This window comes from Marinobacterium sp. xm-g-59 (assembly GCF_013283315.1).
In the GTDB taxonomy this organism is placed as follows: Bacteria; Pseudomonadota; Gammaproteobacteria; order Pseudomonadales; family Balneatricaceae; genus Marinobacterium_E.
On sequence record NZ_WBYR01000006.1, the window covers coordinates 81,236 to 108,209 of the forward strand.

The window sequence follows — 26,974 nt, forward strand, 5'->3', positions numbered from 1 at the left end:
TTATGTAAAGCTCGTTCGTTTCGATAGATTTAGAATATGAGAAATAGATATTTTAATAAAATTAATTAAAACTAATCACTTCATATTTAAAACCTATAGCAACAATAAATAGAGAGCCCTGTTGCCTAATCTGATAGAATCGCGCCATTCATTTATGTAGGAACTTTGCGTGTTTAGCGAACTCGATATCAGTGATCGTATCTTAAAAGCGATCGACCAAATGGGCATTACTCAACCCACCCCAGTGCAACAGGAGAGCATCCCTGTCGCGTTAGAAGGTAAAGACCTTCTGGTTGGTGCAGAAACAGGCAGCGGTAAAACACTCGCTTTTGTTGTGCCACTGCTACAAAAGCTGCTCGACACGCCTAAACCTCGCTCGGGCACACGCGGACTGATTCTGACCCCTACACGAGAGCTGGCTGAACAGGTCGAAAACATGTGTGCAGAGCTAGCGGCATTTACACAAATTCAGGTTCAGAGCGTGTGTGGCGGTGAAAACTGGTCAAACCAGGTCGCTCGTCTACGTAAAAACCCAGAAATTTTAGTAGGCACACCAGGTCGTTTGAAAGAGCACCTTGAGCGCAACACCCTCGATTTTGATGATCTTGAGTACCTTGTTCTTGATGAAGCCGATCGCATGCTCGACATGGGCTTTAAAGATGAGATGAGCTTTATTATTGATGCCTGCCCTGCACAGCGTCAGACGCTTCTGCTCTCTGCAACGCTCAACCACAGCAAACTGCAAAGCCTCATCAATGTTGGTCTTAAAGAGCCAGTTCGATTGCAGCTTGCGACTGCACAAGATGCTGTTGAGACGATCACACAGCAGATGATCCTAGCTGATCACCCTGGTCACAAAGAGAAGATACTACTTTGGCTGCTAGATAACGAAGAGCATGAGAAAGGGATTATCTTCTGTAATACCCGTGCCTTTGCAGAGCAGCTTGGTACTAAATTACAACGTGAAGGTCGTCGCATTGGCATTCTTCATGGCGAGATGGAGCAGCCCGAGCGTAAGCGTATTCTGCAGCTATTCAGAGATGGCCGCATCAACCACCTAATCGCAACCGATGTTGCAGCACGTGGATTGGACATTGAAGGTGTCGACCTCGTCATCAACTTTGATATGGCGCGTAAGGGTGATGAGTACGTTCACCGTATCGGCCGCAGTGGTCGGCAGGGTCGCAAAGGCTTGGCTATCAACCTGATCATGTCGAACGAGTGGAACCTATCCGCGACCATCCAGCGCTACCTTAAAGTGACGTTTGAGATGCGATCCATTGCGGGACTGAAAGGTCACTACAAGGGGCCTGAAAAAGTTCGTAAGAACGGCCGCGCAGCGGGTACTAAAAAGCGCAAAGAGTCTGATAAACGTAAGAGCAGCGATAAGCCTAAGGTTAAACAGCGCGCTCGCGATAAGAAGGATATCGGCAAGCGTCGTCAACCAGCAGCTGCTGCATTAGGCGATGGCAATGCACCAATGATGCGCCGTAAGACAACGGGACTGGATCCAAACGACTGATGAAACAAGCACTACCCTCTTTCTATTTGAGCCACGGCTCACCGCTTGATGCATTAGTGTTCGGGGAATCTGAACAACAGCGCCTTGATGAGCTAGCAAAATACCCGCAACCCAAAGCGATACTCATCATGTCGCCACACTGGTTTACTGGCGGGATTAAACTGACCTCATCACTCCAGCCTGAAACCATTCATGACTTTTACGGTTTCCCTGATGAGCTGTTTGCCATTCAATACCCTGCCAAAGGGGATTTAGAGTTGGCGATTTATGCCCAGTCACTACTCACCTTTGCCGGTTATGAAGTGGAGTTGGATGCACAACGCGGCTTAGATCACGGAGTCTGGGCCCCGCTTAGACATCTCTATCCAGACGCAGATGTTCCGGTTGTAGCACTCTCGATGCCAAGAACGAGCACGCCTGAATCACTCTACAAGATGGGGTATGCACTGCGTTCCTTAAGACAAGAGGGAGTGCTCGTCATTGGATCCGGCAGCACAACCCACAATCTAAGAGATGTTCGCCAACCTGGGCAGCCTGAGTACGTAAGCATGTTTACCGACTGGCTAAAAACTCGACTGGAAAAACGTGAACTGGCCACTCTACTGAACTACCGTTCAGTGGCCCCTTATGCACAAGCCGCCCACCCCACTGATGAACACCTTATCCCGCTCTACTTTGCACTGGGTGCGGCCGGTGATGAGTGGGTCAATCTGAAACATATGAACGACGAAGTCCGACACAGCGCTATCGCCATGGACTCTTGGATGTTTGGCATCAATGCTGAGTAAGTTGTTTAAATCAAACATCGATAAACTCAAAAAGGCTCTTCTCAAAGAGGATCTCAAAGGCTTTAGGGAGATCCTAAACAGAGTCGACCCTGCTGATCTATCAGCTGCATCCACACAGCTCATTGAAGCGGCGATTCACGAGTCCGCACCTGACTATCTAGAGTCACTTCTGCAGAAGCTGCAGATCTCTGATACTGAAAAATTGCTCAATTACGGGCTATTAGCCTGCACCACTGAACAGCCGATCAAGACCCTAAGAGTGTTACTAAGAGAGGGGTTAAATCGCATCTCCAACCAGCAAATCAATCAGCTGAGTAGGTTTATTGTAAACAATAGGGAGAGTGATCGAATGGCCCTGCTCAGCCTAGTGTCACAACATGGCTGTGACCTCAACGGTGCGACTGAAGCGATTGTGTTCGCAATTAAAAATGAAGATAGAGAGCTGATGAAGTTTTTGATTGAGTCCGGTGTCAGACTGAACGAGCAACAGTTAACAGAAGCCTCTGAAACCTTTCAAAGCTACGCCAGCCGCATTGTAGCTGACAAAACATTGAGAGACAGTTGGCTTTAAATCCCACTAAGATTTAACCACAGACCTCACAAGTTGCTCGCTTAGATAACTTCAACGTTTGAAATTGCATCGTCTTGGCATCAATAAGCAGCAACCGCCCTTCTAAAACCTCGCCGATGCTAGCCAACACTTTGAGTGCTTCCGCTGCTTGAATCGTACCGACCATACCAACAAGAGGCGCAAACACGCCAGAGGTTGAACAGTTTTGATCAACATTGGCATCCGCAGGATAGAGGCACTGATAGCAAGGTGTTTCAGGGTGGCGAGGATCATAAACACTGACCTGCCCTTCAAAACGAATCGCAGCACCTGAGACCAGCGGCTTACCGGCCTCAAAACAGGCTCGATTCAGTGCATGGCGGGTTTGGAAGTTATCGGTACAATCAACGACCAGATCCACACTGCTGACGGTGCGTTGCAACAACTCACCATCTAATCGATCAGTGATCACGCTGGCCTGGGTATTGGGATTGATCTCAGCAATCTGCGCTTGGGCCGACTCTACTTTAAACTCACCCAATCGTTGATGCGTATGGATCACCTGACGCTGAAGGTTGCTTAGCTCGACTCGATCATCATCAGCCAGTACCAACTCACCCACACCTGCCGAAGCCAAATAGAGTGCAACTGGGCTGCCTAATCCACCCAAGCCAACGATCAACACTTTGGCGTTTAACCAAGCCTCTTGACCGGCCGCGTCGACTTCCGGCAACAGAAGGTGTCGGCTGTATTGCAATAACTGTTCATCATTTAACATCAGACTCTCCAACAACCACCGGTAATTCTGGGATTACCCCCATAATCTTGTCGTGTTTCAACCTGTTCAAATCCAACCTGTTTAAGTTTATTGGCCACCTGCTCCGCTTGATCATAGCCATGCTCTAGTAGCAACCAGCCATCACCCTTCAAATAGGCTGGAGCTATCTCAATAATATAGAAGAGATCGGCTAGCCCTTCATCCTCGGCAGTCAATGCCGTTAGGGGTTCAAAGCGGACATCACCCTGCTCTAAATGAGTATCTTTAGGATCAATATAGGGTGGATTTGAAACGATTAAATCGTACTGACCGGCCAAAGGTTCAAACCAAGAACCGGATAGCACCGTTAAATTAGAGGCGCCTAAACGAACTGCGTTTCGTCTTGCCAACTCAGCGGCCTCTGCAACGAACTCCACAGCACTCACTTGCCATGCAGGGTTTTCCAGCGCCAACGCGATGGCGATAGCACCCGTTCCTGTACCTAGGTCGACTGCAGATGCTTTCGAATTGAGAGGCAACTCAAGGGCCCACTCAACCAAGGTTTCGGTATCAGGACGAGGAATTAACGTGTGTTGATTGACCTCTAGATCAAACGACCAGAAGCCACGACGTCCCGTTAAGTGAGCGACAGGAGTGCCCTGTGACCGTTTAACTAGGAGTGAATCAAACTGGCTAAGCTGCTCTGCTGTCAGCTCTTTTTCCGGCCAAGTTCTAAGATAACTGGGGTCTTTTTGAAGGACAAAGCAGAGTAGATGTTCTACATCGACGCGAGCAGAGTCTGATTTCAGCTCTGCCGATTTCGCTAGGGCCTCGTCGATGCGCATCAATTAATCGTCAGACAGCGCCGTTAGCTGCTCTGCCTGATACTCCTGCATTAGCGTATTGAGAACCTCATCCATATCACCCTGCATCACCTCATTTAGCTTGTAGAGGGTCAGGTTGATACGGTGATCGGTCAGACGTCCCTGAGGGTAGTTGTAGGTACGAATACGTTCTGAACGATCGCCCGATCCAACCAAGCTTTTACGGGCGCTGGCCTGTTCCGCTTGCACCTTATCGATCTCTGCCTGCTGCAGACGTGAGGCGAGCAGCGCCATCGCTTTAGCACGGTTTTTGTGCTGCGAACGCTCCTCCTGACACTCAACCACTACACCTGTTGGGATGTGCGTAATACGAATTGCGGAGTCTGTTTTGTTGACGTGCTGACCACCGGCACCGGATGCACGGAAGGTATCAACTCGCAGGTCCGCTTTATTGATATCGATTTCGGCCGACTCATCCATCTCAGGCATTACCGCAACGGTACAGGCCGAAGTATGAATGCGTCCCTGGGATTCGGTTTCAGGCACACGTTGTACACGGTGCGCACCCGATTCGAACTTCAGTCGAGAGTAAACGGCATCGCCGATAACACGAGTGATGATCTCTTTGTAACCGCCGTGCTCACCTTCATTCGCACTGATGACCTCTACCCGCCAACCGATCTTCTCGGCATAGCGTGAGTACATTCGAAACAGATCACCGGCAAAAATAGCCGCCTCATCACCACCGGTTCCCGCTCGAATTTCAAGAAAGACGTTACGACCATCATTAGGGTCTTTCGGCAGCATCAAAATTTGCAGATCAGCATCAAGTTGCTCTTCTAGGGCTTTAGCCTCTTTGAACTCCTCTTGCGCCATCTCTTTTAGATCAGCGTCGTCCTCTTCCATCATCAGAAGCGCGGTCTCTTGATCCTCTTTCGCCTGATTCCACTGGTTAAAGGTGGCGACGATCGGCTCTAGGTCCGAATATTCACGTGAGTAATCACGGAACTGATCTTGATTGCTAATAACACTCGGATCGCTCAGCAGAGCCGACAGCTCTTCAAAACGATCAACCAACGACTCCAGTCGCTGACGTATGGATTCTTTCATCTTTAATTTCCGACGCTAATCTTTCGATTGCGGATTGAGTTGAAACAGCTCTTGAACCGATCGCTGCAGATCGTCACGACCCTCGGCAGACGCTTTGCGCAACTGCACACTAGGCTCGTGTAAAAACTTGTTGGTTAAACCATTCGCTAAACGCTTTAGCACCTCTTCAGGTGACTTACCATTTTGCAGTTGCGATAGCGCCTTCTCTAGCTCTTCATCGGCTATGCTCATCTGCTGCTGTCGAAGAGCAGTCAATGTATCGACGGCATCCAACTCACGCAATTGACGCATGAAAAGTTCTGCACCCTGCTCAATGATCGCCTCAGCCTCTTGCGCGGCCTCCTGTCGTGAGCGCTGATTCTCTTCGATCACCTCCGTCAGGTCATCAACGGTGTAGAGGTAGACATCCTCAAGATCGCCCACCTCGGCTTCGATGTCACGAGGAACGGCAATATCCACCATAAACATAGGACGGTGACGACGAACCTTGAGCGCACGCTCAACACTGCCTTTACCCAAAATAGGCAACTGCGATGCCGTAGAGGTAATCACGATATCCGCGTTAGGAAGCTCATCAGGGATAGAGGCAAACTCAACCGCTTTACCATCTACCTCATCAGCCAATGCCAGAGCACGTGATAGCGTTCGGTTCGCGATGGTAATCGATTTGATTCCAGCATTTTTCAGGTGTCGAGCCACCAGCTCGATGGTTTCACCGGCACCAATCAGTAGCGCTCGGCTATCCGCCAAATCGGCAAAAATGTGCTGCGCCAAGCTGACCGACGCATAGGCAACAGAGACTGGGTTCTGTCCAATACTGGTCTCGGTTCGAACCTGTTTGGCCACAGAAAAAGTCTGTCTAAAGAGTCGACCTAACTCTGCATGCGCTCGTCCCGCCTCTTGCGAAACAGAGTATGAGTCTTTCAACTGCCCAAGGATTTGAGGTTCGCCCAACACTAAGGAGTCCAAACCCGATGCGACACGCATCATGTGACGTGCAGCACCTAAATCCCAGTGCTCATAGATACAGTTGGCGAGTTGTGACTTATCGACCTGGTGATAGCTAGCCAACCAGTTGAGCAACTGATCTGATCCATCACCCTCTAAACGGCAGTACAACTCAGTACGGTTACAGGTAGAGAGTATAGCCACCTCTTCAAGTGCGGCCTCTTCACAGGCTTGCTTTACAGCGTCAACCAAAGACTCGGGCGCAAAGGAGACACGCTCCCTGATCTCAACCGGAGCGGTTTTATGGTTAATCCCTAAAGCGAGTAAAGACATGAATCCCTTTTGTACCTAAATATTACAGGTCGCTAATAATACACGGTAAAGACTAGTCTAATAAGACCTAGACCACTGTTTTTGTTCTGTTTTGCAGCTTATACACATGACAACACCCGATCGGTTTTCTATAGTGATGAGATTGGTAACCTAGGAGTTGAGATTTGAGATCGACAATAATCAGTGCATTGGCCCTTTCGGCTCTTCTAGCGGGTTGTACTCCTACAAAACCAAACAGCCCTTCAGAGCAGGCAGAACTTAAAAGCGCCGACTCGACTACCATCTATACACCGGGCGAACTTAACCAAGAGTCTTTGCTAGATTTGATCAGCGCTGAGCTCTATGGTCAGAATCGGGACTTTGCTCAATCCCAAGCACTTTTTTACAAGCAAGCACAACTCTCGCAAAGCCCTGAACTGGCTGAACGCGCTACTCGCATTTCACAATTCATGCGTGATGCAGAGCTTGTCGAGCAGTCGGCAACACTATGGCAAACGCTCGATCCAAACAAAGCCTTACCCTTTCAAATTTTGCTTAACCTCTACTTTCAAGAGGGCAAAATCGATCAAGCGTTGGAGCTCCTAGCAAGCCGTTCCGAATTTAGTGCTGAGACTTATGGCCTGATCGAAAGCCACCGTGCAACCTTACAACCCACGGAACTCAATGCACTGTTCGATCTCCTTCAGCATCTAGGGCCAGAGCAACAACAAAAGCTACCCAATATTCTGCTTCAAGCGCGCATCCAACGCTCACTTCAGCAACCCAACAAGGCCATTGATCTACTTGATCAGGGGCTGGCCATTGATCCTAATAATGCCGATCTAACTTTGGATAAGGCACGCGTCATTGGCATCGACCTTGAAGAGATCCCACGCGCACTGGATCTCATGCAGCCTGCACTAATAGAGCATACAGACCACAGAGAGCTTCAGGCTTTCCAAATTCGACTGCTTCTAATAGAGAGCCCAGATCAAGTCCCTAACCTAGTTGAGTCGGCCATCAACGAGAGTAATGAAGATCCACAACTGATCTACTACTACGCACTGCTACTGCTGGAAAACGAATTGCTCGACCCGGCTGAGCGTTGGATAGACCGCCTGATTGCCATGGATCCAGAGAACAGCGATATCTACCTCTACAAAGGAGCCATCGAGCAACAGCGTGGCAACACCGAAGCGGCTCTGAACGCTTACGGCAAGGTTAAATCAGGTGACAATCTACTAAACGCTTTTGCAAGAACCTTAGAGCTCATTGATCCAGCAACATCTAGCAGTGAGTTAGAGGTGCGCCTAACGACGCTCATCAAACAAGATCCAGAACGTATAGAGCCTTTGACCCGCATCGCCGCCGAATGGTTACTGGATCAACAACGCAATCAAGAGGCGATCGACCTGATCGACGAACAGCTAAAAATTGTTCCACAAGCCAACTCGCTGATTTATGCGAAAGCGATCGCTTTTGAACCGATCGATCCTGAGCAGATGCTGATCAACCTTGAACTAGCACTCTCATTGGATGAAGAGAACCCAAGCCTTAAAAATGCTCTAGGCTACTCAATGCTGCTCTATTCAGACGATTTTGAGAGGGCATTTAACCTGATTAAAGAGGCTTACCAGTCAACCCCGGACGATCCAGCAGTCATCGACTCTATGGGGTGGGCGTTTTATCTATCAAATAACTATCAAGAAGCTCTGATCTACATCGAACAAGCCTTTAAAGCTTTTCCCGACCCAGAGGTCGCTAAACACTACATTCAGGTGCTGGCCAAATTGGAACGGATTGACGAAGCCAAGACATTACTGGACACTCTGCTTCAAGATCACCCTGAAAACCGTCATACCCTTGAGGCCGAGCAGTGGCTAAACAGCTTGTAAAACTTTTTATACTGATCAGCTCAATCGCGTACCTAAGCGGGTGCATAACAAAACCTAAACCTATTCCTGTGCAACCGCTGACTGAACCCGTTCACTTCTCCTTTAGTGTGAGCGGAAAACTCGGTGTACGCGGAGATCAGATCAGCGAAAGCGCCCGCTTTAACTGGACCCAAAACCAACAGACGTTTGACCTAGCGCTGATCGACCCCTTTGGCCGCCAGGTCATGAGACTGACCGGCAATGATCGTTTTGCAAAGCTCGAAACGGACGATCAACAGAGCTACGTAGCAGATTCAGCCGAAGCCTTGATGCAGGAGTTATTGGGCTGGCAACTTCCAGTAAATCATGCCCTCTACTGGATTCAAGGCAGACCCGATCCAAGACAACCCTTCGTTGCAAAAGAGCCTGGGCAATTTCTGCAAAACGACTGGCAGATTAGCACGCTCGCACAGACGACTCTTAGCAGCGGCAAGACAGCACCTCGCAAGCTTAAAATGAGCCACACCCAACTGGATGTCACCTTAATCATCTCTGACTGGCAATTCCCACACTGATTCTGTGTAAAAAACAGTCAACAGGGGTTGATTTATAGCGCCTCTAATTTAAAATGTGCGCCTCTTAAATTTAGTGGGAAACCACTGGAGAGCGCTAGGGGTATAGCCAAGTTGGTAAGGCACTGGATTCTGATTCCAGCATTCGTAGGTTCGAGTCCTGCTACCCCTGCCATTTATTACGATGACAGATCCTCAACAAACGACTTCATCATACATTTCTTTTGACAAAGAGCAGGACTACGACGTGTCTAAGATGATGGTATTTACTGGCAATGCAAACCCAGCATTGGCAGAACGTGTAGCAGAGCGCCTAGATTTGGATCTTGGCCAAGCGACAGTATCCCGCTTCAGCGATGGTGAAGTAAGTGTAGAGATTCAAGAGAACGTTCGCGGTAAAGACGTTTTCATCGTGCAGTCGACCTGCGCACCGACAAACGACAACCTAATGGAGCTTATGGTCTTCATTGATGCTATCCGTCGTGCGTCAGCAACACGTATCACAGCGGTAATTCCTTACTTCGGTTACGCCCGCCAAGATCGTCGTCCACGTTCAGCACGTGTACCGATTAGCGCTAAAGTTGTGGCGACCATGCTAACCAACGTAGGCGTTGACCGCGTTTTGACAGTAGACCTGCACGCAGACCAGATCCAGGGTTTCTTCGATATCCCTGTTGATAACGTCTACGGTTCACCTGTTCTTCTAGACGACATTAACGACCAGAACTATGACGATGTTGTGGTTGTATCACCAGACATCGGTGGTGTTGTTCGTGCTCGCGCAGTCGCCAAACAGCTTGATACGGATCTTGCGATCATCGATAAGCGTCGTGAGCGTGCGAATGAATCACAGGTTATGAACCTCATCGGCGACGTTGAAGGTCGTACTTGTATTCTTGTTGATGACATGTGTGATACAGCAGGCACACTGTGTAAAGCAGCAGCTGCATTGAAAGAGAAAGGCGCGAAACGCGTTGTCTCTTACATCACACACCCGGTTTTCTCTGGCCCAGCCATTGATAACATTGCAAATTCTCAGCTTGATGAGATGGTTGTTACTGACAGCATCCCACTAAGCGAAGCCGCGAAAGGCTGTAGCAAAATTCGCCAACTTTCACTGGCACCCATGTTGGCAGAAGCGGTACGCCGTGTCTGCAACGAAGAATCAATCAGCGCGATGTTCCGTTAAGAACAGCTGATTTTAAGAGCTTCGGCTCACTAAACGCCCTTCGGGGCAAACAAAGCTGTAGAGATCTGGTCGCGGGTCCCTGCAGTTTTTAAATTTATATAGGTATATAAAATGTCTAACTTCACTCTAAATGTAACTGCCCGCGAAGATCAGGGGAAAGGTGCGAGCCGCCGCCTGCGTCGCGCTGGCCAAGTACCAGCAATCGTTTACGGTTCAGCTGAGCCACAGAGCATCAGCCTAAGCGCAAACGAACTAAGTAAAGCACTACAAAACGATGCGTTCTACTCATCGCCAATCGCGCTAGACCTAGACGGTACTAAGACAGTTGTAATCATCAAAGATCTACAGCGCCACCCTGCGAAGCCTGTTGTTCTTCACGCTGACTTCCAGCGCATCGATGACAACCAGCGCATTAAGATCCGCGTTCCACTTCAGTTCGTTAACTTCGAAAAATCAGCGGCTGCTAAAGCATCTGCTAAATTCGCTGCAGAAACAGCTGTTGTAGAAGTAACTTGTCTAGCTAAAGACCTTCCTGAGTCAGTCTCTTGTGACCTTTCTCAGATCCAGACTGGTCAGATTGCTCACCTTTCAGACATCGCTCTGCCAGAAGGTGTTGAAATCGTTGCTCTGCGTCGCGGCGAAGACCACGACCAAGGCATCGGTTACTGTTACTCACCACGCGGTGCTAAAGTAGCAGGCTAATAGCCTAATACGTGCCAGCTTATGGAAGGTATCAGCCTCATTGTCGGACTAGGCAACCCAGGTGCTGAGTATCACGAAACACGCCATAACGCTGGTGCAGAACTGGTTGAGCAGCTCGCTGCTCAACACAGTTCACCTCTTCAGCCCAACAAAAACTACTTTGGGCTCTACAGCAAGATCCTAATCAACGGACAACCCGTTCATCTATTGGTCCCAACGACCTTTATGAACCGGTCAGGCAAAGCCGTTGCAGCACTTGCAAACTTTTTTAAGATTCCCATTCAATCCATTTTGGTCGCTCACGATGAGCTAGATCTACCACCGGGTGTATCACGTCTAAAAAAAGGCGGCGGTCACGGTGGACACAATGGTTTGCGTGACATTATTGCCAGCATGGGCAATAACAAAGATTTTTACCGCCTCCGTTTAGGTATTGGACATCCGGGCAGCGCTCAACAGGTTGCAGGATTTGTACTGCGCAAAGCACCGATTGCTGAACGTAACTCTACCCAACAGGCGATTGATGAAACGTTGAGATACATCCCGATGATTGTCTCAGGGGATCATGCCAAAGCAATGAACACACTTCACAGTTTTAACGCATCAGCGAAATAGGACAGTATCATGGGATTTAAATGTGGCATCGTCGGCCTACCAAACGTCGGCAAATCAACGCTCTTTAACGCGCTTACTAAAGCGGGTATCGATGCAGAGAATTTCCCATTCTGTACCATCGAGCCGAACTCAGGCATCGTTCCTATGCCAGATCCACGCCTAAACGCACTGGCGGAGATCGTAAACCCAGAGCGCATCCTGCCAACCACGATGGAGTTTGTGGACATTGCAGGCTTGGTAGCAGGCGCCTCAAAAGGCGAAGGTCTTGGTAACAAATTCCTTGCTAACATCCGTGAAACGGATGCCATTGCACACGTGGTTCGCTGTTTCGAAGATGATAATGTCATTCACGTCGCTAACCGTATCCACCCACTTGAAGACATTGAGACGATCAACCTAGAGTTGGCTCTGTCGGATCTGGAGTCCTGTGAAAAGCAGCTGCAGCGTGTACAACGTTCAGCTAAAGGCGGTGACAAAGAGGCGGTTGCACAGAAAGCACTGCTGGAAAAACTAATCCCTCACCTATCAGAGGGTCAGCCAGTTCGCTCACTAGAGCTCTCTGATGACGAGCAGAAACTAGCGAAGGGATTCCACCTACTAACGACTAAACCGACCATGTACATCGCTAACGTCTCTGAAGAGGGTTTTGAAGATAACCCTCATCTAGATGCGGTTCGTGAGTTTGCCGCTAATGAGAACGCTGAAGTCGTTGCGATCTGTAACAAGCTAGAGTCTGAAATCTCAGAACTGGAAGATGACGAACGCCTTGAGTTCCTACAAGACATGGGTATGGAAGAGCCAGGCTTGGATCGTGTAATTCGTGCAGGTTACCAGCTACTGGGTCTGCAAACTTACTTCACAGCCGGTGTTAAAGAGGTCCGCGCTTGGACCGTCAAGATCGGTGCTACTGCACCCCAGGCTGCAGGCGTCATCCACACCGATTTCGAAAAAGGCTTCATCCGTGCTGAGACGATCAGCTACGATGATTTCATCGAATATAAAGGTGAAAAAGGCGCTAAAGAGGCGGGTAAAGCTCGCCTAGAAGGTAAAGATTACATCGTCAAAGATGGCGACGTTATCCACTTCCGTTTCAACGTTTAAAACGAAAATTTGTGAATTGATCAGCGATTGATCGATTCACAATTTTATCAGGCCGAATTTGGGTTTTTCCCTTAGATTCTATTGACATAGAAGCCTATAGAAGGAATAATTCGCGGCCTTGAAAGATGGCAATGTAGCTCAGTTGGTTAGAGCAACGCATTCATAATGCGTGGGTCACAGGTTCGAATCCCGTCATTGCCACCATCTAGGGGTATAGCCAAGTGGTAAGGCAGGAGGTTTTGATCCTCCCATGCGCAGGTTCGAGTCCTGCTACCCCTGCCATCTAAGTCTTTCAAGCATGGCAATGTAGCTCAGTTGGTTAGAGCAACGCATTCATAATGCGTGGGTCACAGGTTCGAATCCCGTCATTGCCACCATTCTAGGGGTATAGCCAAGTGGTAAGGCAGGAGGTTTTGATCCTCCCATGCGCAGGTTCGAGTCCTGCTACCCCTGCCATTTTTTTGAGTAATACTGCTTCATCACCACATCAATCTCATATTTCCATCGCGACCTTTTCAAGGACGCTCCAACAGTTAAAACTAAACACTAATGACTTTAGCATTGTTGGAGCCTTATCGCAGATGAGGCGATTTTCTAGGTATTGATCGCGACCTTTTCAAGGACGCTCCAACAGTTAAAACTAAACACTAGTGACTTTAGCATTGTTGGAGCCTTATCGCAGATGAGGCGATTTTCTGGGTATTGATCGCGACCTCTTTAAGAGATGCTTCAACAAAAAACCTCGCCGTGGCGAGGTTTTTTTGATTCAGACGCTCAATCACACATCCCGATCGCGGAAACCAATCAGGTAGAGAATGCCATCTAGGCCTAGGGTGCTGATCGACTGCTTAGCATTCTCACGCACTAGAGGTTTCGCTCTAAAGGCAATGCCTAAGCCCGCGATAGAGAGCATTGGCAGGTCGTTTGCACCATCCCCCACTGCGATGGTCTGTTCTAGAGAGACACCCTCTTTGGCAGCAATCTCACGCAGCAGCTCCGCTTTACGCTCACCATTGACTACCGTACCGACCACTTTACCGGTCACTTTGCCATCTTGGATGTCGAGCTCATTAGCGTGAATGTAATCAAAACCTAAGCGCTTCTGCAGGAACTTAGCAAAGTAGGTAAAGCCACCTGAAAGGATGGCAGTCTTATATCCAGTGCGTTTAAGCTGTGACATTAACTGTTCGGCACCTTCGGTCATTTTCAGGCGCTGAGCGATGCCTTCAAGGACCGACTCATCCAACCCTTCTAGCAGAGCAACACGACGCTTAAAGCTATCATTGAAGTCGATTTCACCGCGCATAGCCGCTTCGGTAATCTCAGAAACTTGCTCGCCAACACCGGCCTCTTTGGCCAGTTCATCGATCACTTCCGCTTCAATCAGTGTCGAGTCCATATCGAACACCACCAGACGGCGGTTACGACGATAGATGTCGTCACGCTGGAAGGCGATATCCACACCCAGCTCTGATGCCAAAGTTAGCAGAGTCGCTCGCACTTCAGCTTCATCCGCAGACATATCACGTACAGAGAACTCGACACAGGCTTTACTGCTCTCCTCTTCAACTGCATCAATTGAGACGCGACCAGATAGGCGTGAGATGTTATCGATATTAAGATCGTAACGCGCAGCCACCTCAGTCACTTTGGCGATATGCTCAGCCGAAATGCGTCGTGCTAGCAGAGTGATGATGTGACGTGACTTACCCTGTGCACCGACCCAGCTTTGGTACTCATCTAGAGTGACCGGTTCAAAGCGCGGCACCATGTTCATCTCGTGCGCTTTGAACAGCAGATCACGCAGCAGCGGTGAAGATTCAGCCTCATGAGGTACTTTTAACAGTAAACCTAGGGATAGGGTGTTGTGAATGACTGCTTGACCGATGTCTAGAACCTCAACATCGTATTTAGCCAAAATCGTAGTAATACCCGCGGTGACGCCCGGTTTATCGGAACCAGACAAGGTCAACAAAATCAGTTCGTTCATTCTCTTACTCGAGTCAAAGAAAGCTGTATGCGATTATACCCAGTTAAGAGCGCTTGCGCTTAGACGCGCCGCTCTTTTTTGCTCCACGGCTTTTGCTGGCTGTCTTACCGCCAAACTTTTCACCCGAGCTACCGCCTGAACGACCACCGCTTGAACGCCCAGAGCCTGAACCCTTAACGCGCGCACCTGATTTAGCACCACCCTTACCTTTCTGATCAAACAGCCCCATGGCCAAACGCTCTCGGACTGATGGTTTTTTCGTCGGTTTGTTTTTCTCTGAATCGAGCAGTTCGAAATCGATCTTACGCTCATCCAGATTGACTTGTGCAACGCGCACGCCTAATCGATCACCTAGCTTAAAGACGCGTCTTGTACGTTCGCCGATCAAACGCTGCTTGCCCGCTTCGAACTGGTAGTAATCACTTGGTAGGCTAGTGATATGAACGAGGCCATCGACAAAAAGATCATCCAACTCAACAAATACACCAAAGCCTGTTACCGCAGAGACAACGCCAGTGAACTCTTCACCAATCTGGCTCTGCATGTACTCACACTTCAGCCAAGAGACCACGTCACGTGTCGCCTCATCGGCACGACGCTCAGTCATCGAGCAGTGTTCACCGAATTGCAGCATCTGCTCTGCACTGTAGTTCATGACAAAGCTTGGGTTGCGTACAAAACCATCCGGTCTCGCTGCCCCTTTAATCTTCTTATCTTCGTGAATCGCTGATCGAATCATCCGGTGGACAAGAAGATCAGGGTAACGTCGAATCGGTGAGGTAAAGTGAGTGTACTCCTCATACGCCAAACCAAAGTGGCCATGATTATCAGGGCTATACACAGCCTGCTGCATCGAGCGAAGCATCATGGTTTGGATAATGTGTCGATCCGGGCGGTTTTCGATCGCCGACGCCAGTTTAAGATAGTCTTTAGGCTCCGGTGAATCACCACCCGGCAGCGCCAAACCCAACTCTCCTAAAAAGGCACGCAGGTTTTCCAGACGCTGCTCTTTAGGGCCGTCATGGATACGGTAGATAGCAGGTTTTTTGCGCTTCGCTAAGAACTTAGCCGTTGCCACATTGGCAGCCAACATACACTCTTCGATGAGCTTATGCGCATCATTACGTGTCACAGGTACTATGTTCTGAATCTTACGCTCATCACTAAAGACGATACGTGTTTCGGTGGTATCGAAATCGATCGCTCCACGATCATCGCGCGCTTCGCGAAGTCGGTGGAACAACCCATGAAGCGTCTGTAGGTGAGGTAGCACCTGTTTATATTGATCACGCCATAACTCAGCGTCAGCCGAGTCATCATCGCGATCCAACATAGCACCCACTTTGGTGTAGGTCAGACGGGCTTTAGAGTTTATGATCCCTTCAAAAAACTCCGCATCACCGATAGAACCGTCTCGTTTAATATTGAGCTTACAGACCATCGCCAAACGATCAACGTTGGGATTCAGCGAACAGAGTCCGTTGGATAACAGCTCAGGCAGCATCGGCACAACATACTCTGGAAAGTAGACAGAGTTACCACGTTTAACAGCCTCTTTATCCAGCTCGCTGTTCGGTTTAACGTAGTAAGAGACATCGGCAATTGCAACCCATAGGCGCCAGCCACCCATACGCTTCTTCTCAGCGTATACAGCATCATCAAAATCGCGAGCATCTTCACCATCAATCGTAACAAACGGAAGATCACGCAGATCGACACGATTGGTCTTGTCCTCTTCCCGAACTTCCGGTGTTAAATCACCGATCTCTTGATGAACGCCGGCATTCCATTCATTGGGAATGTCGTGGTTATGAATGGCAACTTGAATCTCCATCCCCGGCGCCAAGTGATCACCCAGCACTTCAACCACTTTAGCGCGCGCAGGGTGGCGCTTATCCGGTTGTTGAACCAACTCAACAACAATCAGCTGACCATCTTCGTATTTAAGATCTTTATCAGGATCCGGCATCACCACAATCTGATTGGTAATGCGTTGGTTCTCTGGAATCAGTGAACCGAAGCCATTCTCCCCATCAAAACGTCCCACGACCTTTTTCAAAGGGCGTTCTAGCAGCTCGATAACTTTACCTTCAGGTCGGCCTCGATGATCAGAGCCGATCTCTTGAACGAGAACGCGGTCGCCATCGAATAGCTGTTTCATCTGGCGAGCACTGATAAACAGATCATCACCGCCCGCATCGGGCTTAACAAAGCCAAAGCCATCTCGGTGACCAATGACACGACCAGGAATCAGATCCATCTTCTCGATCAAACCGAATTGATTGCGACGATCCGATATCAACTGCCCATCACGGCACATTGCGATCAAACGGCGACGCACCGCTTCAATATCATCAGGATGACTGAGCTTTAGCTCGGCACAAAGGTGCGCATGGCTTATAGGAGCCCCCCACTTTCGAAGAAACTCAATAATGTAGTCTCGACTGGGCACAGGTCGGTCGTATTTACCCGCCTCTTCCTGTGCGTTGGGGTCGTTATCGCGCCACTGTTTACTCATTAATCATCCAATCCATAATAGTGTTTCAGTCATATTAACCTGAAATAAAAAAGCCGGCATCAAGAGCCGGCTTTAACCTTAGGGCATTTCGTCTATTTCTGACTCTTCTTTAGGCGGAGGAATCAGATCCTCCTTCGTAATCTTGAGTGCCAAAAGCAGATTCGCTGCGACATAGATTGAAGAGTAGGTACCAATCACAACACCCGCCAGCAGCGCAATCGCAAAGCCACGGATGGTCTCACCACCGAAGACCAACAGCGCAACCAATACGAGCGCCGTGGTTAAAGAGGTCACCAATGTACGGCTCAACGTCTGCGACAGCGAGCTGTTCATTATCTCAAGTGGACCACCTTTACGCATGATGCGGAAGTTTTCACGGATACGGTCATAGACAACAATCGTATCGTTCAACGAGTAACCGATCACCGCAAGCACCGCCGCCAAGACCGTTAGATCGAAATCCAACCGCATGATCGAGAAGAAGCCGAGCACGATGGTCACGTCGTGAACCAAGGCCAAAACAGCACCAAGAGAGAACTTAAATTGGAAACGGAAAGCAAGGTAGACCATGATCATCGCGAGCGCCAGCAGCATGCCTAAGCCGCCCTGCTCGCGAAGCTCTTCACCGACCTGAGCACCGACATACTCGTTACGACGCAACTCGACAGCAGAACCATCGGCTTTTAGCGCCTCAACTACTTTGTCACCCAACTTAGGGTCGTGCGTCTCACCCAAGCGGATTAACACATCGGTACTAGACCCAAAGTTTTGCACGACGGCATCTTCATAACCCGCCGTCGACAGCTGCTGACGAATAAGGTTCAGATCCGCTGACTCTTCATAGCCCACTTCAACCAAGCTACCGCCTGTGAAGTCGAGACCAAAGCGAAGACCGTTAACCGCTAATGACGCGACTGATGCGATCATCAAAACGATCGAGAAGATACCAAGGGCCTTGCGTAGGCCCATGAAATTATAGAGTTTGTGAACTTCTGACATCTCTAGACCCCCTTACAGCTTGATCGACTTAAGTTGTTTGCGGCCATACACCAGATTCACCATCAGGCGAGTCACAAGGATGGCTGTAAACATTGAGGTCAAAATACCGACTGACAGTGTAATCGCGAACCCTTTCACCGGCCCCGTACCCATCGCAAATAGGATCAACGCTGCGATCAATGTCGTGACGTTGGCATCCAAAATCGTTGTGAAGGCACGTGCAAAACCGGAGTGAATCGCTGACTGCACCGGCATGCCGACTTTAAGCTCCTCTTTGATGCGCTCAAAGATCAGCACGTTGGCATCTACCGCCATACCGACGGTCAAAACAATACCCGCGATACCCGGCAGGGTCAGAGTGGCCGATAGAATCGACATAACCGACACCAGCATCACCAGGTTAAGTGTCAATGCAATGTTGGCGATTAAACCAAATACACGGTAGTAAGCCAGCATAAAGAGCATCACCACAGCGAAACCGATTTGAACGGACGTCAAACCAAGCTCGATGTTTTCAGCACCCATCGATGGACCTACGGTACGCTCTTCGACGAAGTAGATAGGTGCTGCTAGTGCACCAGCGCGTAGCAACAGCGCCAACTCAGACGCTTCTTGCGGGTTATCTAGACCGGTAATACGGAAACTAGAGCCCAACGCACTCTGAATCGTTGCAAGGGAGATGATCTTCTTCTCAACGTATGGCACACGTTTTTCAACCTGCTGACCATCAACCGTCTCAGTCACCATACGCGCTTTAAACTCGACAAACAGAACCGCCATGCGACGTTGAATAGCATCACGCGTCGTGCGGTTCATCAGCTGTCCCCCTTTGGAATCAAGGCTGATCGATACCTGAGGCATGCCGTTCTCATCGAAGTTCGACTGCGCATTAGAGACGCTAGAACCGGTAATGATGACATCGCGCTCAAGGTTCGCTTTACGGTTCCCGTCCGAACGGAAGGAGTATGTCTCAGTCAGCGCACGAGAGGTGTCAGGTTTTGCTTCAAGACGGAACTCTAGGTTAGCCGTTTTACCAATAATACGTTTCGCGGCGGCCGCATCCTGAATACCCGGCAACTGAACCACGATACGGTTACGACCTTGACGCTGTACAAGCGGCTCAGCCACACCCAGTTCGTTGACACGATTACGCAGCGTTGTCAGGTTCTGCTTAACGGCATAATCTTCAATATCACGCAGTGTCTGCTCACTCAAAGAGATCTGAAGGCTTGAGTAGCCCTCTTCATCCAGGTCAGTAATCAAAAACTCCTGGTAGCTCTTTCTGAGCAGCGAAGAGGCCTCATCACGGGTGGCAGCATCGGCAAAGCGAACCGCTAGCGTACCATCATCCAGAGTCTCTACTTGACGGTAACGCAGACGCTCTTTACGCAGGTTGGATTTGATCTCACTGACGTACACTTCAAGACGCTGAGAGACGGCAGTCACCATATCCACTTCTAGCAGGAAGTGGACACCACCACGAAGGTCCAGACCCAGTTTCATTGGGCCGGCACCGATGTCTGTCAGCCAGCTAGGTGTCGTGGGTGCTAGGTTTAAAGCTACGGTGTAATTTTCACCCAGGATACGGCCGATCACTTCACGGCCACGTAGCTGAGCATCACCATCGGCAAAGCGGATCAGACCTTTACCCTCTTCTGCTTCAAGCGATTTGTACTCGATCTGGTTGTTATCCAGAGCAGCCGTCACGCGAGCAAGAGTGCGATCATCCACTTTAAAATCTTGTTTGGAACCCGACACTTGAACCGCAAAGTCGTCAGGGTATAGGTTTGGCATAGCGTAGATAGCTGCGAACAAAAGTGTCACAACAATCATCAAGCTTTTCCAAAGGGGAAAACGATTGAGCATTACAGGCCCATCCTTTTAAAAACAGAAAAGCGCCGTTACCGTTCAGTAACAGCGCTGTAAGCAAGGTCGATTAAATACCTTTAATAGTGCCTTTTGGCAGTTCAGACGCAACGTGAGTCTTCTGGAACTTAAGCTCAACACCTTCTGATACTTCAAGTGCAATGTAGTCGTCAGATACACGAACAACCTTACCGATGATACCGCCAGCAGTGATCACTTCATCACCTTTAGCAAGACCAGAAACCAGTGCTTTGTGCTCCTTCTGACGTTTTGCTTGTGGGCGCCACATGAAGAAGTAGAAGATCAAACCGAAACCCAGTAGGAAAATAAGGTTAAACATACCTGGATCGGTAGCACCAGCTGCACCTTCAGCGTAAGCAGGTGAAATAAAGAAGCTCATTAAAAGCACTCCTGTAACATCATTTATATAAGTTTATTTAAGTCATTCAGCCAACGCTGGCGTTTCCATGCCACGTCGACGGTAGAACTCATCTACGAAGGCGGTCAATGTACCCTGTTCAAGGGCTCCACGCAAACCTGCCATCAAGTCTTGGTAGTAGTGCAAGTTGTGAATCGTATTCAACTGCGAGCCCAGAATCTCGCCACACTTATCAAGGTGGTGCAGGTAAGATCGACTGAAGTTCTGACAGGTGTAACAACCGCACTCCGCATCCACTGGTCCAATATCTGTTTTATGGGACGAGTTACGGATTTTTACAACCCCTTCACGGGTAAATAAAAAGCCGTTTCGTGCATTTCGAGTTGGCATGACACAATCGAACATATCAACCCCACGACGCACCCCTTCCACCAAATCTTCAGGCTTGCCCACACCCATCAGATAACGTGGCTTATCTTCCGGCATCTTATGAGCCAAATGATCCAACACTTTGATCATCTCATGCTTAGGCTCACCCACCGACAGACCACCAATGGCATAGCCGTCAAAGCCAATATTGGTGAGCCCCTCTAGAGATTCATCACGCAGGTGTTCATACATACCACCCTGCACAATACCGAACAACGCCGAGGGACTGTCACCGTGCGCATCTTTAGATCGCTGTGCCCATCGCAGAGAGAGACGCATAGAGTCAGCCGCCTCCTGCTCAGTGGCAGGGTAAGGTGTACACTCATCAAAAATCATAACGATGTCAGACCCTAGCTTGCGCTGTACTTCCATCGAGACTTCGGGGCTGACAAAGACCTTGTCACCATTCACAGGCGATTGAAAAGAGACGCCCTCTTCTGTGATCTTGCGCATTTTACCTAGGCTAAATACCTGGAAGCCGCCTGAGTCAGTCAGTATCGGTTTATCCCACTGCATAAAGTCGTGAAGATCGCCATGAAGTTCGATCAGATCGGTACCAGGACGTAACATCAGGTGGAATGTATTACCCAATAAGATATGAGCACCTGTCGCCTCGACATCACGCGGCAGCATGCCCTTGACGGTTCCATAGGTACCCACAGGCATAAATGCAGGGGTTTCGACCTCACCACGCGGGAAGGTCAAACGACCACGACGCGCTTTACCTTCGCTCGTAATCGTCTCAAATTTCATAAAACAGTGACGGCTCATCTACTTTCCTGCTTAACCTTGGGTGTTGCGCGTTAAGAACATCGCATCACCGTAACTAAAAAATCGATATTTCTGTTCAACGGCCTCTTTATAAGCCGCCATGGTCGTTTCATACCCCGCAAACGCAGAGACCAACATCAACAGTGTCGACTCCGGTAGGTGGAAATTGGTGACCAGAGCATCCACCACTTTGTATTGATAGCCTGGGTAGATAAAGATCTGCGTATCGCCAAAGGTTGGCTCAATACGCCCTGATTGGGCTGCTGATTCAAGCGAGCGCACACTGGTCGTGCCCACCGCAATGACTCGATTACCCCTCGCCTTGGCCGCGTTTACGGCATCACATACCGATTGATCGACCTCGATGTACTCGGCATGCATCTCATGGGTTTTAATGTCATCCACCTTAACCGGACGAAAGGTACCCGCGCCGACATGCAGAGTGACAAATGCACGCTCTACACCTTTAGCTTCTAACTTAGCGATCAACTCATCATCAAAGTGCAGACCCGCTGTTGGCGCTGCGACCGCGCCGGGCTTTTTGTTGTAAACAGTCTGATAACGTTCACGGTCAGAGAGTTGATCCTCACGTTTGATGTAAGGAGGCAACGGTATGTGGCCGACACGCTCTAGCGCTTCAATGATCGACTCTTCAATATCAAACTGCAGATCGAACAGGCCATTATCACGACCTACCACCTCTGCGTTTATACCACCCTCAAACTGCAGCTTAGCGCCCTCTTTAGGAGTACGACTGGCACGCAAATGAACAAGGGCGCGCTTCTCACCGATGACGCGCTCTACCAACAACTCAACCTTACCGCCACTCTCCTTCTGCCCAAACAGACGTGCCGGAATTACCCGAGTATCGTTAAAGACCATCAGATCACCAGGTTCGACCAGATCGAGAATGTCGCCAAACGAGCCATGCACACGTTCACCCGTATTCCCATCGACCTGCAACAGGCGACTGGCGGTACGTTGTTCTAACGGGAAGTGTGCGATCAACTCTTCAGGCAGATCAAAATCAAAATCACTAAGCTTCATAGATACCGAGCGTTAAAATTGCGGGGCGCAAATATTAACAAAATCTACTTAAAAACGTCACAGAAGATTGACCTATTCTGAAACCCGCTTATAATGCGCCACACTCTCTGCCGGTGTGGTGGAATTGGTAGACACGACGGATTCAAAATCCGTTGCCTATAAAGCGTGTCGGTTCGAGTCCGACCATCGGTACCAATATCTTGTTGGTAAATATTGAGAGTATGTAGCTAAAATGCACGAATACGCAGGTATCGTGCATTTTTCATTTCTGCCATATTAAAATATCTTTCTTAGCACACTCGGTGCACACTTTTTTAGAGCTATTGCTCGCTATTTTTACGACGCTATAATCCATTTATATCCACTAAAAAAGTGCGAAAAAATGGCTGAAATGGTTACAGTAATTCCTGGACTGATCGTGCTTTATCGACGTTCACGCAGTGCGCGATGGCAAGCACGGATTAAAATTGAAGGCGAATGGATTAGACGAAGCACTGGCTCAGCAGATATCGATGAAGCTCGTGAGAATGCACTAGATATTCGTACGGAATTAAAAACACACGTTAAAAATAATCTACCACTAACAACAACCAAATTTCGTGCTGTCGCAGAAAATGCAATTAAACGCATGGAAAATGAACTCGCTAGCAGACGTGGCAAGGTTGTTTACAAAGATTACATCTCCGCTCTTCGCAAATATCACATTCCATACCTTGGAAAATTCAACATCAATCAAATCACAAACGAACGCTTAGACGGTTTTGATGATTGGCGACTAGAGCAAATGGGCAAAGCTGAAATGTCCAAAAGTACTCACAACACACATAACAGTGCATTGAATAAAGTATTTCAGCTAGCGCTCGACAGAGGCTGGATGAAGCCAACTGATGTTCCAAGCTTTCGTGTTGCTGGTATCAAATCAAATAGCCGCCCTACTTTTACCCGTGCTGAATACGCAAAACTTACACGAAGTCTTCGCTATTGGGCTGAAAGCGGATTTGTAGATGCAACAACCAGTACTAACAAATTTTTGGTTGGTGAGCGTAAGCCTAAGCAAACAACAGCAGAAATACGTGAGCTTTTACGTGATTACGTTCTGATCCTTGCGAATACAGGGATACGCCATGGCACTGAGATGACAAATCTTAAATGGAAACATTTGGATTGGTATGTAAATGAAGCTGGCGAACGATTTTTAGAGATTACAGTGGATGGAAAGACTGGAAACAGACAGCTGATAGCTCGCCATGTCGCCATACGTTATTTCAAGCGTATTCAAAGCCGTTTTCCTGAGTTAGCAGATATGACGTTCGATCAACTGCTAAAAAAACGCGTGGATAAGCATGTCTTCAGACTGCGAAGTGGTGAGCAAACTAAACAGCTCAACAAAAACTTTGAGCAGTACCTTACCAAAATGGATCTGCTGTATGGCACAACCAGTGACAAGATGCCGAGAACCCTTTATTCACTTCGACATTTCTATGCAACACGAATGATCCAACAAGGCATCAGCTTAGCCATCATTGCAAAACAAATGGGAACTAGTGTTGGGATGCTTGAGAAGTTCTACAGTAAGTTTATCCCTCACATGAGTGCTCAAACGTTAGCTGGGGAGCGATTTGATGAGACAGTTTTAGCTAACTAGCTTCCTACAGAATAAAACCTAAAAAGTATACTTGTAAGATTTAATAGAACTGTTGTTTAATAGATCTAAGCCATCCAGATAGACAGGGACAGTTAATCTGAATGGCCTTTTTCATTCTCGCAGAGTCAATGCAGTTTATGGGGCTTGTTTGTTAAACAGCCCCCTTTTTTTAGGACGTTAAAGCTGCCTTTTTTCTAATAGCTCGCCCAAATTGAGCTTGCTGCTCGATAAGTGGGTCCAACTCACCTTTCTCTGCTGCCTCTTTTATTTTTATAAGCGTTTCACTCACAGCACTCTCATCTGCAAGCTCGATGGCGTTCTTACCTTTGGCAAACTCTAATGGCTTGCTTCCATATCGGACAACAAGGTTAATCTGTCCGTTTATAGATTTAGCCCACCAGCGTTTAATTCGCTTAGGAACATCAATCTTACGTTGATTACCTTCAGCATCTGTTACCCATTTGGTTTTCATTGGCAGATAGCTTGGGTCATTAGCCAGTTTAATCTGTTCTTCAATCTTAGCGATTAGTTTTCTTCGACGAGCAATAACTGGATCGCTATTACTAGCAGCGCTAAATGTGACAAAGCTTAGAGTGTTTAGTATGGTCATATTAATCTCCTTTTGCGTACAAAAAACAATGTACTTTCAGAGATTCGAAAAGGTCATCCGAAGATTTGAAAATTACTCCATTAATTTACTGGCGAAACTGACTAGAGAACGAAAACATGGCTATTTCCTACCGTAACGGTGTACTTCATCTTAAGGACGTTTCTATAGAAAACCCATTAGTGTCTGAGTACATAGAATCCTTGCCAGCCACAGAGCGTGAAGAAGCCGTCATACGTGCGCTTGGTATTGGAGTAATGGCTGAGCTTAAGGGTGAAATCAGTCACTTCCTGCACGAAACTGAGGGACAATTAGGTAGACACCTTTCTAGTCTTAAATCCCTCTACGAGCTTCGTAGCATGCGCTTCCAAACTGCTGGCAAAGGTGAAGACGCAGAGCAGCAAGTTATGGATGTATTAAACGAATTTAAAGAGAAAGCTGGCTTTAATGATGACCAAGTCATAGATCTATCTCGCGTTACAGGACAAATACCACGCAACAAAACGGGTGATGTGCTTGTAGAGGTTAATGGCAATTCTGAAACAGCGATTGGAATAGAAGTTAAACTGGATAAAGGAGTAAAGCTTGGAGAAATTCTAGAGCGGGATCCTACAGCCAAGTCTGACACTGCAGTAAGCCAGTTACTGGAGACTGCTGCAAATAGAAATACAGCTATAAATATCATCGTTTTTGACGAAGACTCTGTTGACGCGACAGTTTCAAAACAGTGTGTTGACGGGGTTCGTTATCTTGGTGGAATTGGTTTTATTGTTATTGTAAGTACTCGTCGAAATGATTTTAGAACCCTAGCTCTCGTATACCTCCTTGCACGTGATTTAGTTTTAGCAGCACCCAAGCAAGCAATAGCCGACCATCATGTGTTAGAGCGCATCGTTGAGCGCCTTGTACTGGTTCTAAATGACTATTCGACAACTCGTAAAGATGCAGAAGCCATAATTAAAAGTGCCAAAAAAATCATCACTCAATCCGAACGCACACTGCTTTTAGCCGAAAATACTCGTGATTACTTGAAGAGTTATTTGACAACTGGCGAGCTTAGTAGAGAACAGATGTTGGAGTTCTACCAAGCTCGCGGTATTGCTGAGTTAATGAAAGAGTTTGAGTAAAAGAAGTTTTCATCATTTATTATTCTTCACTAAACGTTTCGTAAGCGACTAAAGCGTGTTGATCAGGATCAAAGTAGTCGTCTTGATCGGTTTCCTCGCTAAAAACATTGAATGTTCCCGATCGGTCGAAAGGACTGTCGACCTCATCTAGATCGAGGTCAATTGGTAAACCTCTCCCAGATAATAATTGACGGAATTGCTCCGCAGCTTCCTCCGGACTGTTAGCCTCCATTTCATATGTGTATGCATATTCCTGCGTAGTGTACATATTTCCCGAAATTATGTAGGTTGCCATAGAACAAGTTCCTGTTTGGTAGATAAGTTATATTATAGAATTTGAGTAGATAAAAAATCCGCTTTAGTAGTCCCCAGTATTGAGTTCGTATATTTCTAGATTAGGAAAAAGAATACGTAACTCATCTTGAGTATCATCAATATTTTCTGCCCAAACACCTAAATTCCATATGTGGTTTTGTATTTCTTCCTCACTTAACTCTAAATCTTCATCCTCAAAGAAGTAATATCCATCGTTTGTGGGACCATCATCCAACAGTTCTTGAAGCATTTCCTCATTACCTGGAGTGTTATCGATGTTTGCAAACTCTTGACCTCTCCCCCAAAAACTAGACCATGACCTCGATGAGATTTCCATTTAACCTAAAGGGATGGAGATCTCGATATGAAGAAGCGTTACACCGAAGAACAGATCATTAAGGCGATCAAAGAGCATGA

General features: G+C 48.1%; 25 protein-coding genes and 6 tRNA genes. 17 read left to right on the plus strand and 14 right to left on the minus strand.

Annotated elements, in window-relative coordinates; genetic code table 11:
- Positions 1-169 precede the first annotated feature (169 nt).
- The 3 genes from XMG59_RS08485 to XMG59_RS08495 are packed head-to-tail and all read left to right on the plus strand — an operon-like array spanning position 170 to position 2,881.
- Positions 170-1,522 carry a DEAD/DEAH box helicase gene (locus tag XMG59_RS08485; RefSeq protein ID WP_371731499.1) on the plus strand — a complete coding sequence of 451 codons (1,353 nt, stop codon included), beginning with the start codon at positions 170-172 and terminating at the stop codon, positions 1,520-1,522.
- On the plus strand, positions 1,522-2,310 hold the full coding sequence (locus tag XMG59_RS08490) for a class III extradiol ring-cleavage dioxygenase (RefSeq protein WP_173483585.1): 789 nt from the start codon (positions 1,522-1,524) through the stop codon (positions 2,308-2,310). Before XMG59_RS08485 ends, XMG59_RS08490 begins: the two co-directional genes overlap by 1 nt.
- The gene (locus XMG59_RS08495; RefSeq protein WP_173483586.1) at positions 2,300-2,881 is read left to right on the plus strand and encodes a hypothetical protein; all 582 of its coding nucleotides are present in this window, start codon (positions 2,300-2,302) and stop codon (positions 2,879-2,881) included. Before XMG59_RS08490 ends, XMG59_RS08495 begins: the two co-directional genes overlap by 11 nt.
- A gap of 13 nt (positions 2,882-2,894) precedes the next feature.
- Here XMG59_RS08495 and XMG59_RS08500 read toward each other — a convergent pair whose 3' ends face one another.
- The 4 genes from XMG59_RS08500 to hemA are packed head-to-tail and all read right to left on the minus strand — an operon-like array spanning position 2,895 to position 6,832.
- On the minus strand, positions 2,895-3,638 hold the full coding sequence (locus tag XMG59_RS08500) for a molybdopterin-synthase adenylyltransferase MoeB (RefSeq protein ID WP_173480647.1): 744 nt from the start codon (positions 3,636-3,638) through the stop codon (positions 2,895-2,897).
- Positions 3,638-4,462, minus strand: coding sequence for a peptide chain release factor N(5)-glutamine methyltransferase (prmC, locus tag XMG59_RS08505; protein WP_173480646.1), 825 nt, complete (start codon positions 4,460-4,462; stop codon positions 3,638-3,640). Before prmC ends, XMG59_RS08500 begins: the two co-directional genes overlap by 1 nt.
- A 3-nt stretch (positions 4,463-4,465) precedes the next feature.
- Entirely contained in the window at positions 4,466-5,551 is a 1,086-nt protein-coding gene (gene prfA, locus XMG59_RS08510) for a peptide chain release factor 1 (RefSeq protein ID WP_173480645.1), read from the minus strand.
- 15 nt (positions 5,552-5,566) lie between these two features.
- Complete coding sequence (hemA, locus tag XMG59_RS08515; protein WP_173480644.1) at positions 5,567-6,832, minus strand: glutamyl-tRNA reductase; 1,266 nt, start codon at positions 6,830-6,832, stop codon at positions 5,567-5,569.
- Between the two features lie 164 nt (positions 6,833-6,996).
- On the opposite strand from hemA, the gene XMG59_RS08520 reads away from it, so the two are divergent.
- The 11 genes from XMG59_RS08520 to XMG59_RS08570 all read left to right on the plus strand — a co-directional run bounded on the left by XMG59_RS08520 (position 6,997) and on the right by XMG59_RS08570 (position 13,320).
- A complete protein-coding gene (locus XMG59_RS08520) occupies positions 6,997-8,706 on the plus strand; it encodes a tetratricopeptide repeat protein (protein WP_173480643.1) in 1,710 nt (569 codons plus the stop codon).
- Positions 8,688-9,260 carry a lipoprotein insertase outer membrane protein LolB gene (gene lolB, locus XMG59_RS08525; protein ID WP_173480642.1) on the plus strand — a complete coding sequence of 191 codons (573 nt, stop codon included), beginning with the start codon at positions 8,688-8,690 and terminating at the stop codon, positions 9,258-9,260. Before XMG59_RS08520 ends, lolB begins: the two co-directional genes overlap by 19 nt.
- A gap of 96 nt (positions 9,261-9,356) precedes the next feature.
- Positions 9,357-9,432, plus strand: a tRNA-Gln gene (locus XMG59_RS08530).
- A gap of 72 nt (positions 9,433-9,504) precedes the next feature.
- Positions 9,505-10,446, plus strand: a complete 942-nt coding sequence (locus tag XMG59_RS08535; RefSeq protein WP_173480641.1) for a ribose-phosphate pyrophosphokinase — start codon at positions 9,505-9,507, stop codon at positions 10,444-10,446.
- A 111-nt stretch (positions 10,447-10,557) separates the two neighbouring features.
- Positions 10,558-11,148 (plus strand): 50S ribosomal protein L25/general stress protein Ctc, encoded by a 591-nt coding sequence (locus XMG59_RS08540; RefSeq protein ID WP_173480640.1) that lies wholly within the window; start codon positions 10,558-10,560, stop codon positions 11,146-11,148.
- A 21-nt stretch (positions 11,149-11,169) separates the two neighbouring features.
- Positions 11,170-11,763, plus strand: coding sequence for an aminoacyl-tRNA hydrolase (gene pth / locus XMG59_RS08545; RefSeq protein ID WP_173480639.1), 594 nt, complete (start codon positions 11,170-11,172; stop codon positions 11,761-11,763).
- A gap of 9 nt (positions 11,764-11,772) precedes the next feature.
- Positions 11,773-12,864: a redox-regulated ATPase YchF gene (gene ychF / locus XMG59_RS08550; protein ID WP_173483590.1), complete on the plus strand. Its 1,092-nt coding sequence runs from the start codon at positions 11,773-11,775 to the stop codon at positions 12,862-12,864.
- Between the two features lie 127 nt (positions 12,865-12,991).
- Positions 12,992-13,068, plus strand: a tRNA-Met gene (locus XMG59_RS08555).
- A 3-nt stretch (positions 13,069-13,071) separates the two neighbouring features.
- A tRNA-Gln gene (locus tag XMG59_RS08560) sits at positions 13,072-13,146 on the plus strand.
- A gap of 18 nt (positions 13,147-13,164) precedes the next feature.
- Positions 13,165-13,241, plus strand: a tRNA-Met gene (locus XMG59_RS08565).
- 4 nt (positions 13,242-13,245) lie between these two features.
- Positions 13,246-13,320 (plus strand) — tRNA-Gln (locus XMG59_RS08570).
- Positions 13,321-13,642: 322 nt separating this feature from the next.
- On the opposite strand, the gene serB is transcribed toward XMG59_RS08570, so the two are convergent.
- From serB to queA, 7 genes are all read right to left on the minus strand, one after another.
- A complete protein-coding gene (serB, locus tag XMG59_RS08575; protein ID WP_173480637.1) occupies positions 13,643-14,854 on the minus strand; it encodes a phosphoserine phosphatase SerB in 1,212 nt (403 codons plus the stop codon).
- A gap of 43 nt (positions 14,855-14,897) precedes the next feature.
- Entirely contained in the window at positions 14,898-17,372 is a 2,475-nt protein-coding gene (gene rnr, locus XMG59_RS08580) for a ribonuclease R (RefSeq protein ID WP_173498553.1), read from the minus strand.
- A 78-nt stretch (positions 17,373-17,450) separates the two neighbouring features.
- Positions 17,451-18,371 (minus strand): protein translocase subunit SecF, encoded by a 921-nt coding sequence (gene secF, locus XMG59_RS08585; protein WP_173498554.1) that lies wholly within the window; start codon positions 18,369-18,371, stop codon positions 17,451-17,453.
- A 12-nt stretch (positions 18,372-18,383) separates the two neighbouring features.
- Positions 18,384-20,237: a protein translocase subunit SecD gene (secD, locus tag XMG59_RS08590; protein WP_173498555.1), complete on the minus strand. Its 1,854-nt coding sequence runs from the start codon at positions 20,235-20,237 to the stop codon at positions 18,384-18,386.
- Positions 20,238-20,307: 70 nt separating this feature from the next.
- Positions 20,308-20,637 carry a preprotein translocase subunit YajC gene (gene yajC, locus XMG59_RS08595; RefSeq protein WP_173480633.1) on the minus strand — a complete coding sequence of 110 codons (330 nt, stop codon included), beginning with the start codon at positions 20,635-20,637 and terminating at the stop codon, positions 20,308-20,310.
- Positions 20,638-20,679: 42 nt separating this feature from the next.
- Positions 20,680-21,798: a tRNA guanosine(34) transglycosylase Tgt gene (tgt, locus tag XMG59_RS08600; protein WP_173483636.1), complete on the minus strand. Its 1,119-nt coding sequence runs from the start codon at positions 21,796-21,798 to the stop codon at positions 20,680-20,682.
- 30 nt (positions 21,799-21,828) lie between these two features.
- Entirely contained in the window at positions 21,829-22,863 is a 1,035-nt protein-coding gene (gene queA / locus XMG59_RS08605; protein ID WP_173498556.1) for a tRNA preQ1(34) S-adenosylmethionine ribosyltransferase-isomerase QueA, read from the minus strand.
- A gap of 109 nt (positions 22,864-22,972) precedes the next feature.
- Between queA and XMG59_RS08610 the strand changes: the two genes are divergently transcribed.
- Both XMG59_RS08610 and XMG59_RS08615 read left to right on the plus strand, forming a co-directional pair.
- Positions 22,973-23,058: transfer RNA gene (locus tag XMG59_RS08610), tRNA-Leu, on the plus strand.
- Positions 23,059-23,245: 187 nt separating this feature from the next.
- A complete protein-coding gene (locus XMG59_RS08615; protein ID WP_173483596.1) occupies positions 23,246-24,508 on the plus strand; it encodes a site-specific integrase in 1,263 nt (420 codons plus the stop codon).
- A 169-nt stretch (positions 24,509-24,677) separates the two neighbouring features.
- Here XMG59_RS08615 and XMG59_RS08620 read toward each other — a convergent pair whose 3' ends face one another.
- Positions 24,678-25,118, minus strand: a complete 441-nt coding sequence (locus XMG59_RS08620; protein ID WP_173483597.1) for a DUF6641 family protein — start codon at positions 25,116-25,118, stop codon at positions 24,678-24,680.
- A gap of 116 nt (positions 25,119-25,234) precedes the next feature.
- On the opposite strand from XMG59_RS08620, the gene XMG59_RS08625 reads away from it, so the two are divergent.
- Complete coding sequence (locus XMG59_RS08625) at positions 25,235-26,242, plus strand: hypothetical protein (protein WP_173483598.1); 1,008 nt, start codon at positions 25,235-25,237, stop codon at positions 26,240-26,242.
- A 19-nt stretch (positions 26,243-26,261) separates the two neighbouring features.
- Here XMG59_RS08625 and XMG59_RS08630 read toward each other — a convergent pair whose 3' ends face one another.
- Together XMG59_RS08630 and XMG59_RS08635 are read right to left on the minus strand one after the other, a co-directional pair.
- Entirely contained in the window at positions 26,262-26,537 is a 276-nt protein-coding gene (locus XMG59_RS08630) for a hypothetical protein (RefSeq protein ID WP_173483599.1), read from the minus strand.
- A gap of 63 nt (positions 26,538-26,600) precedes the next feature.
- The gene (locus XMG59_RS08635; RefSeq protein ID WP_173498557.1) at positions 26,601-26,807 is read right to left on the minus strand and encodes a hypothetical protein; all 207 of its coding nucleotides are present in this window, start codon (positions 26,805-26,807) and stop codon (positions 26,601-26,603) included.
- Positions 26,808-26,974: the final 167 nt, after the last annotated feature.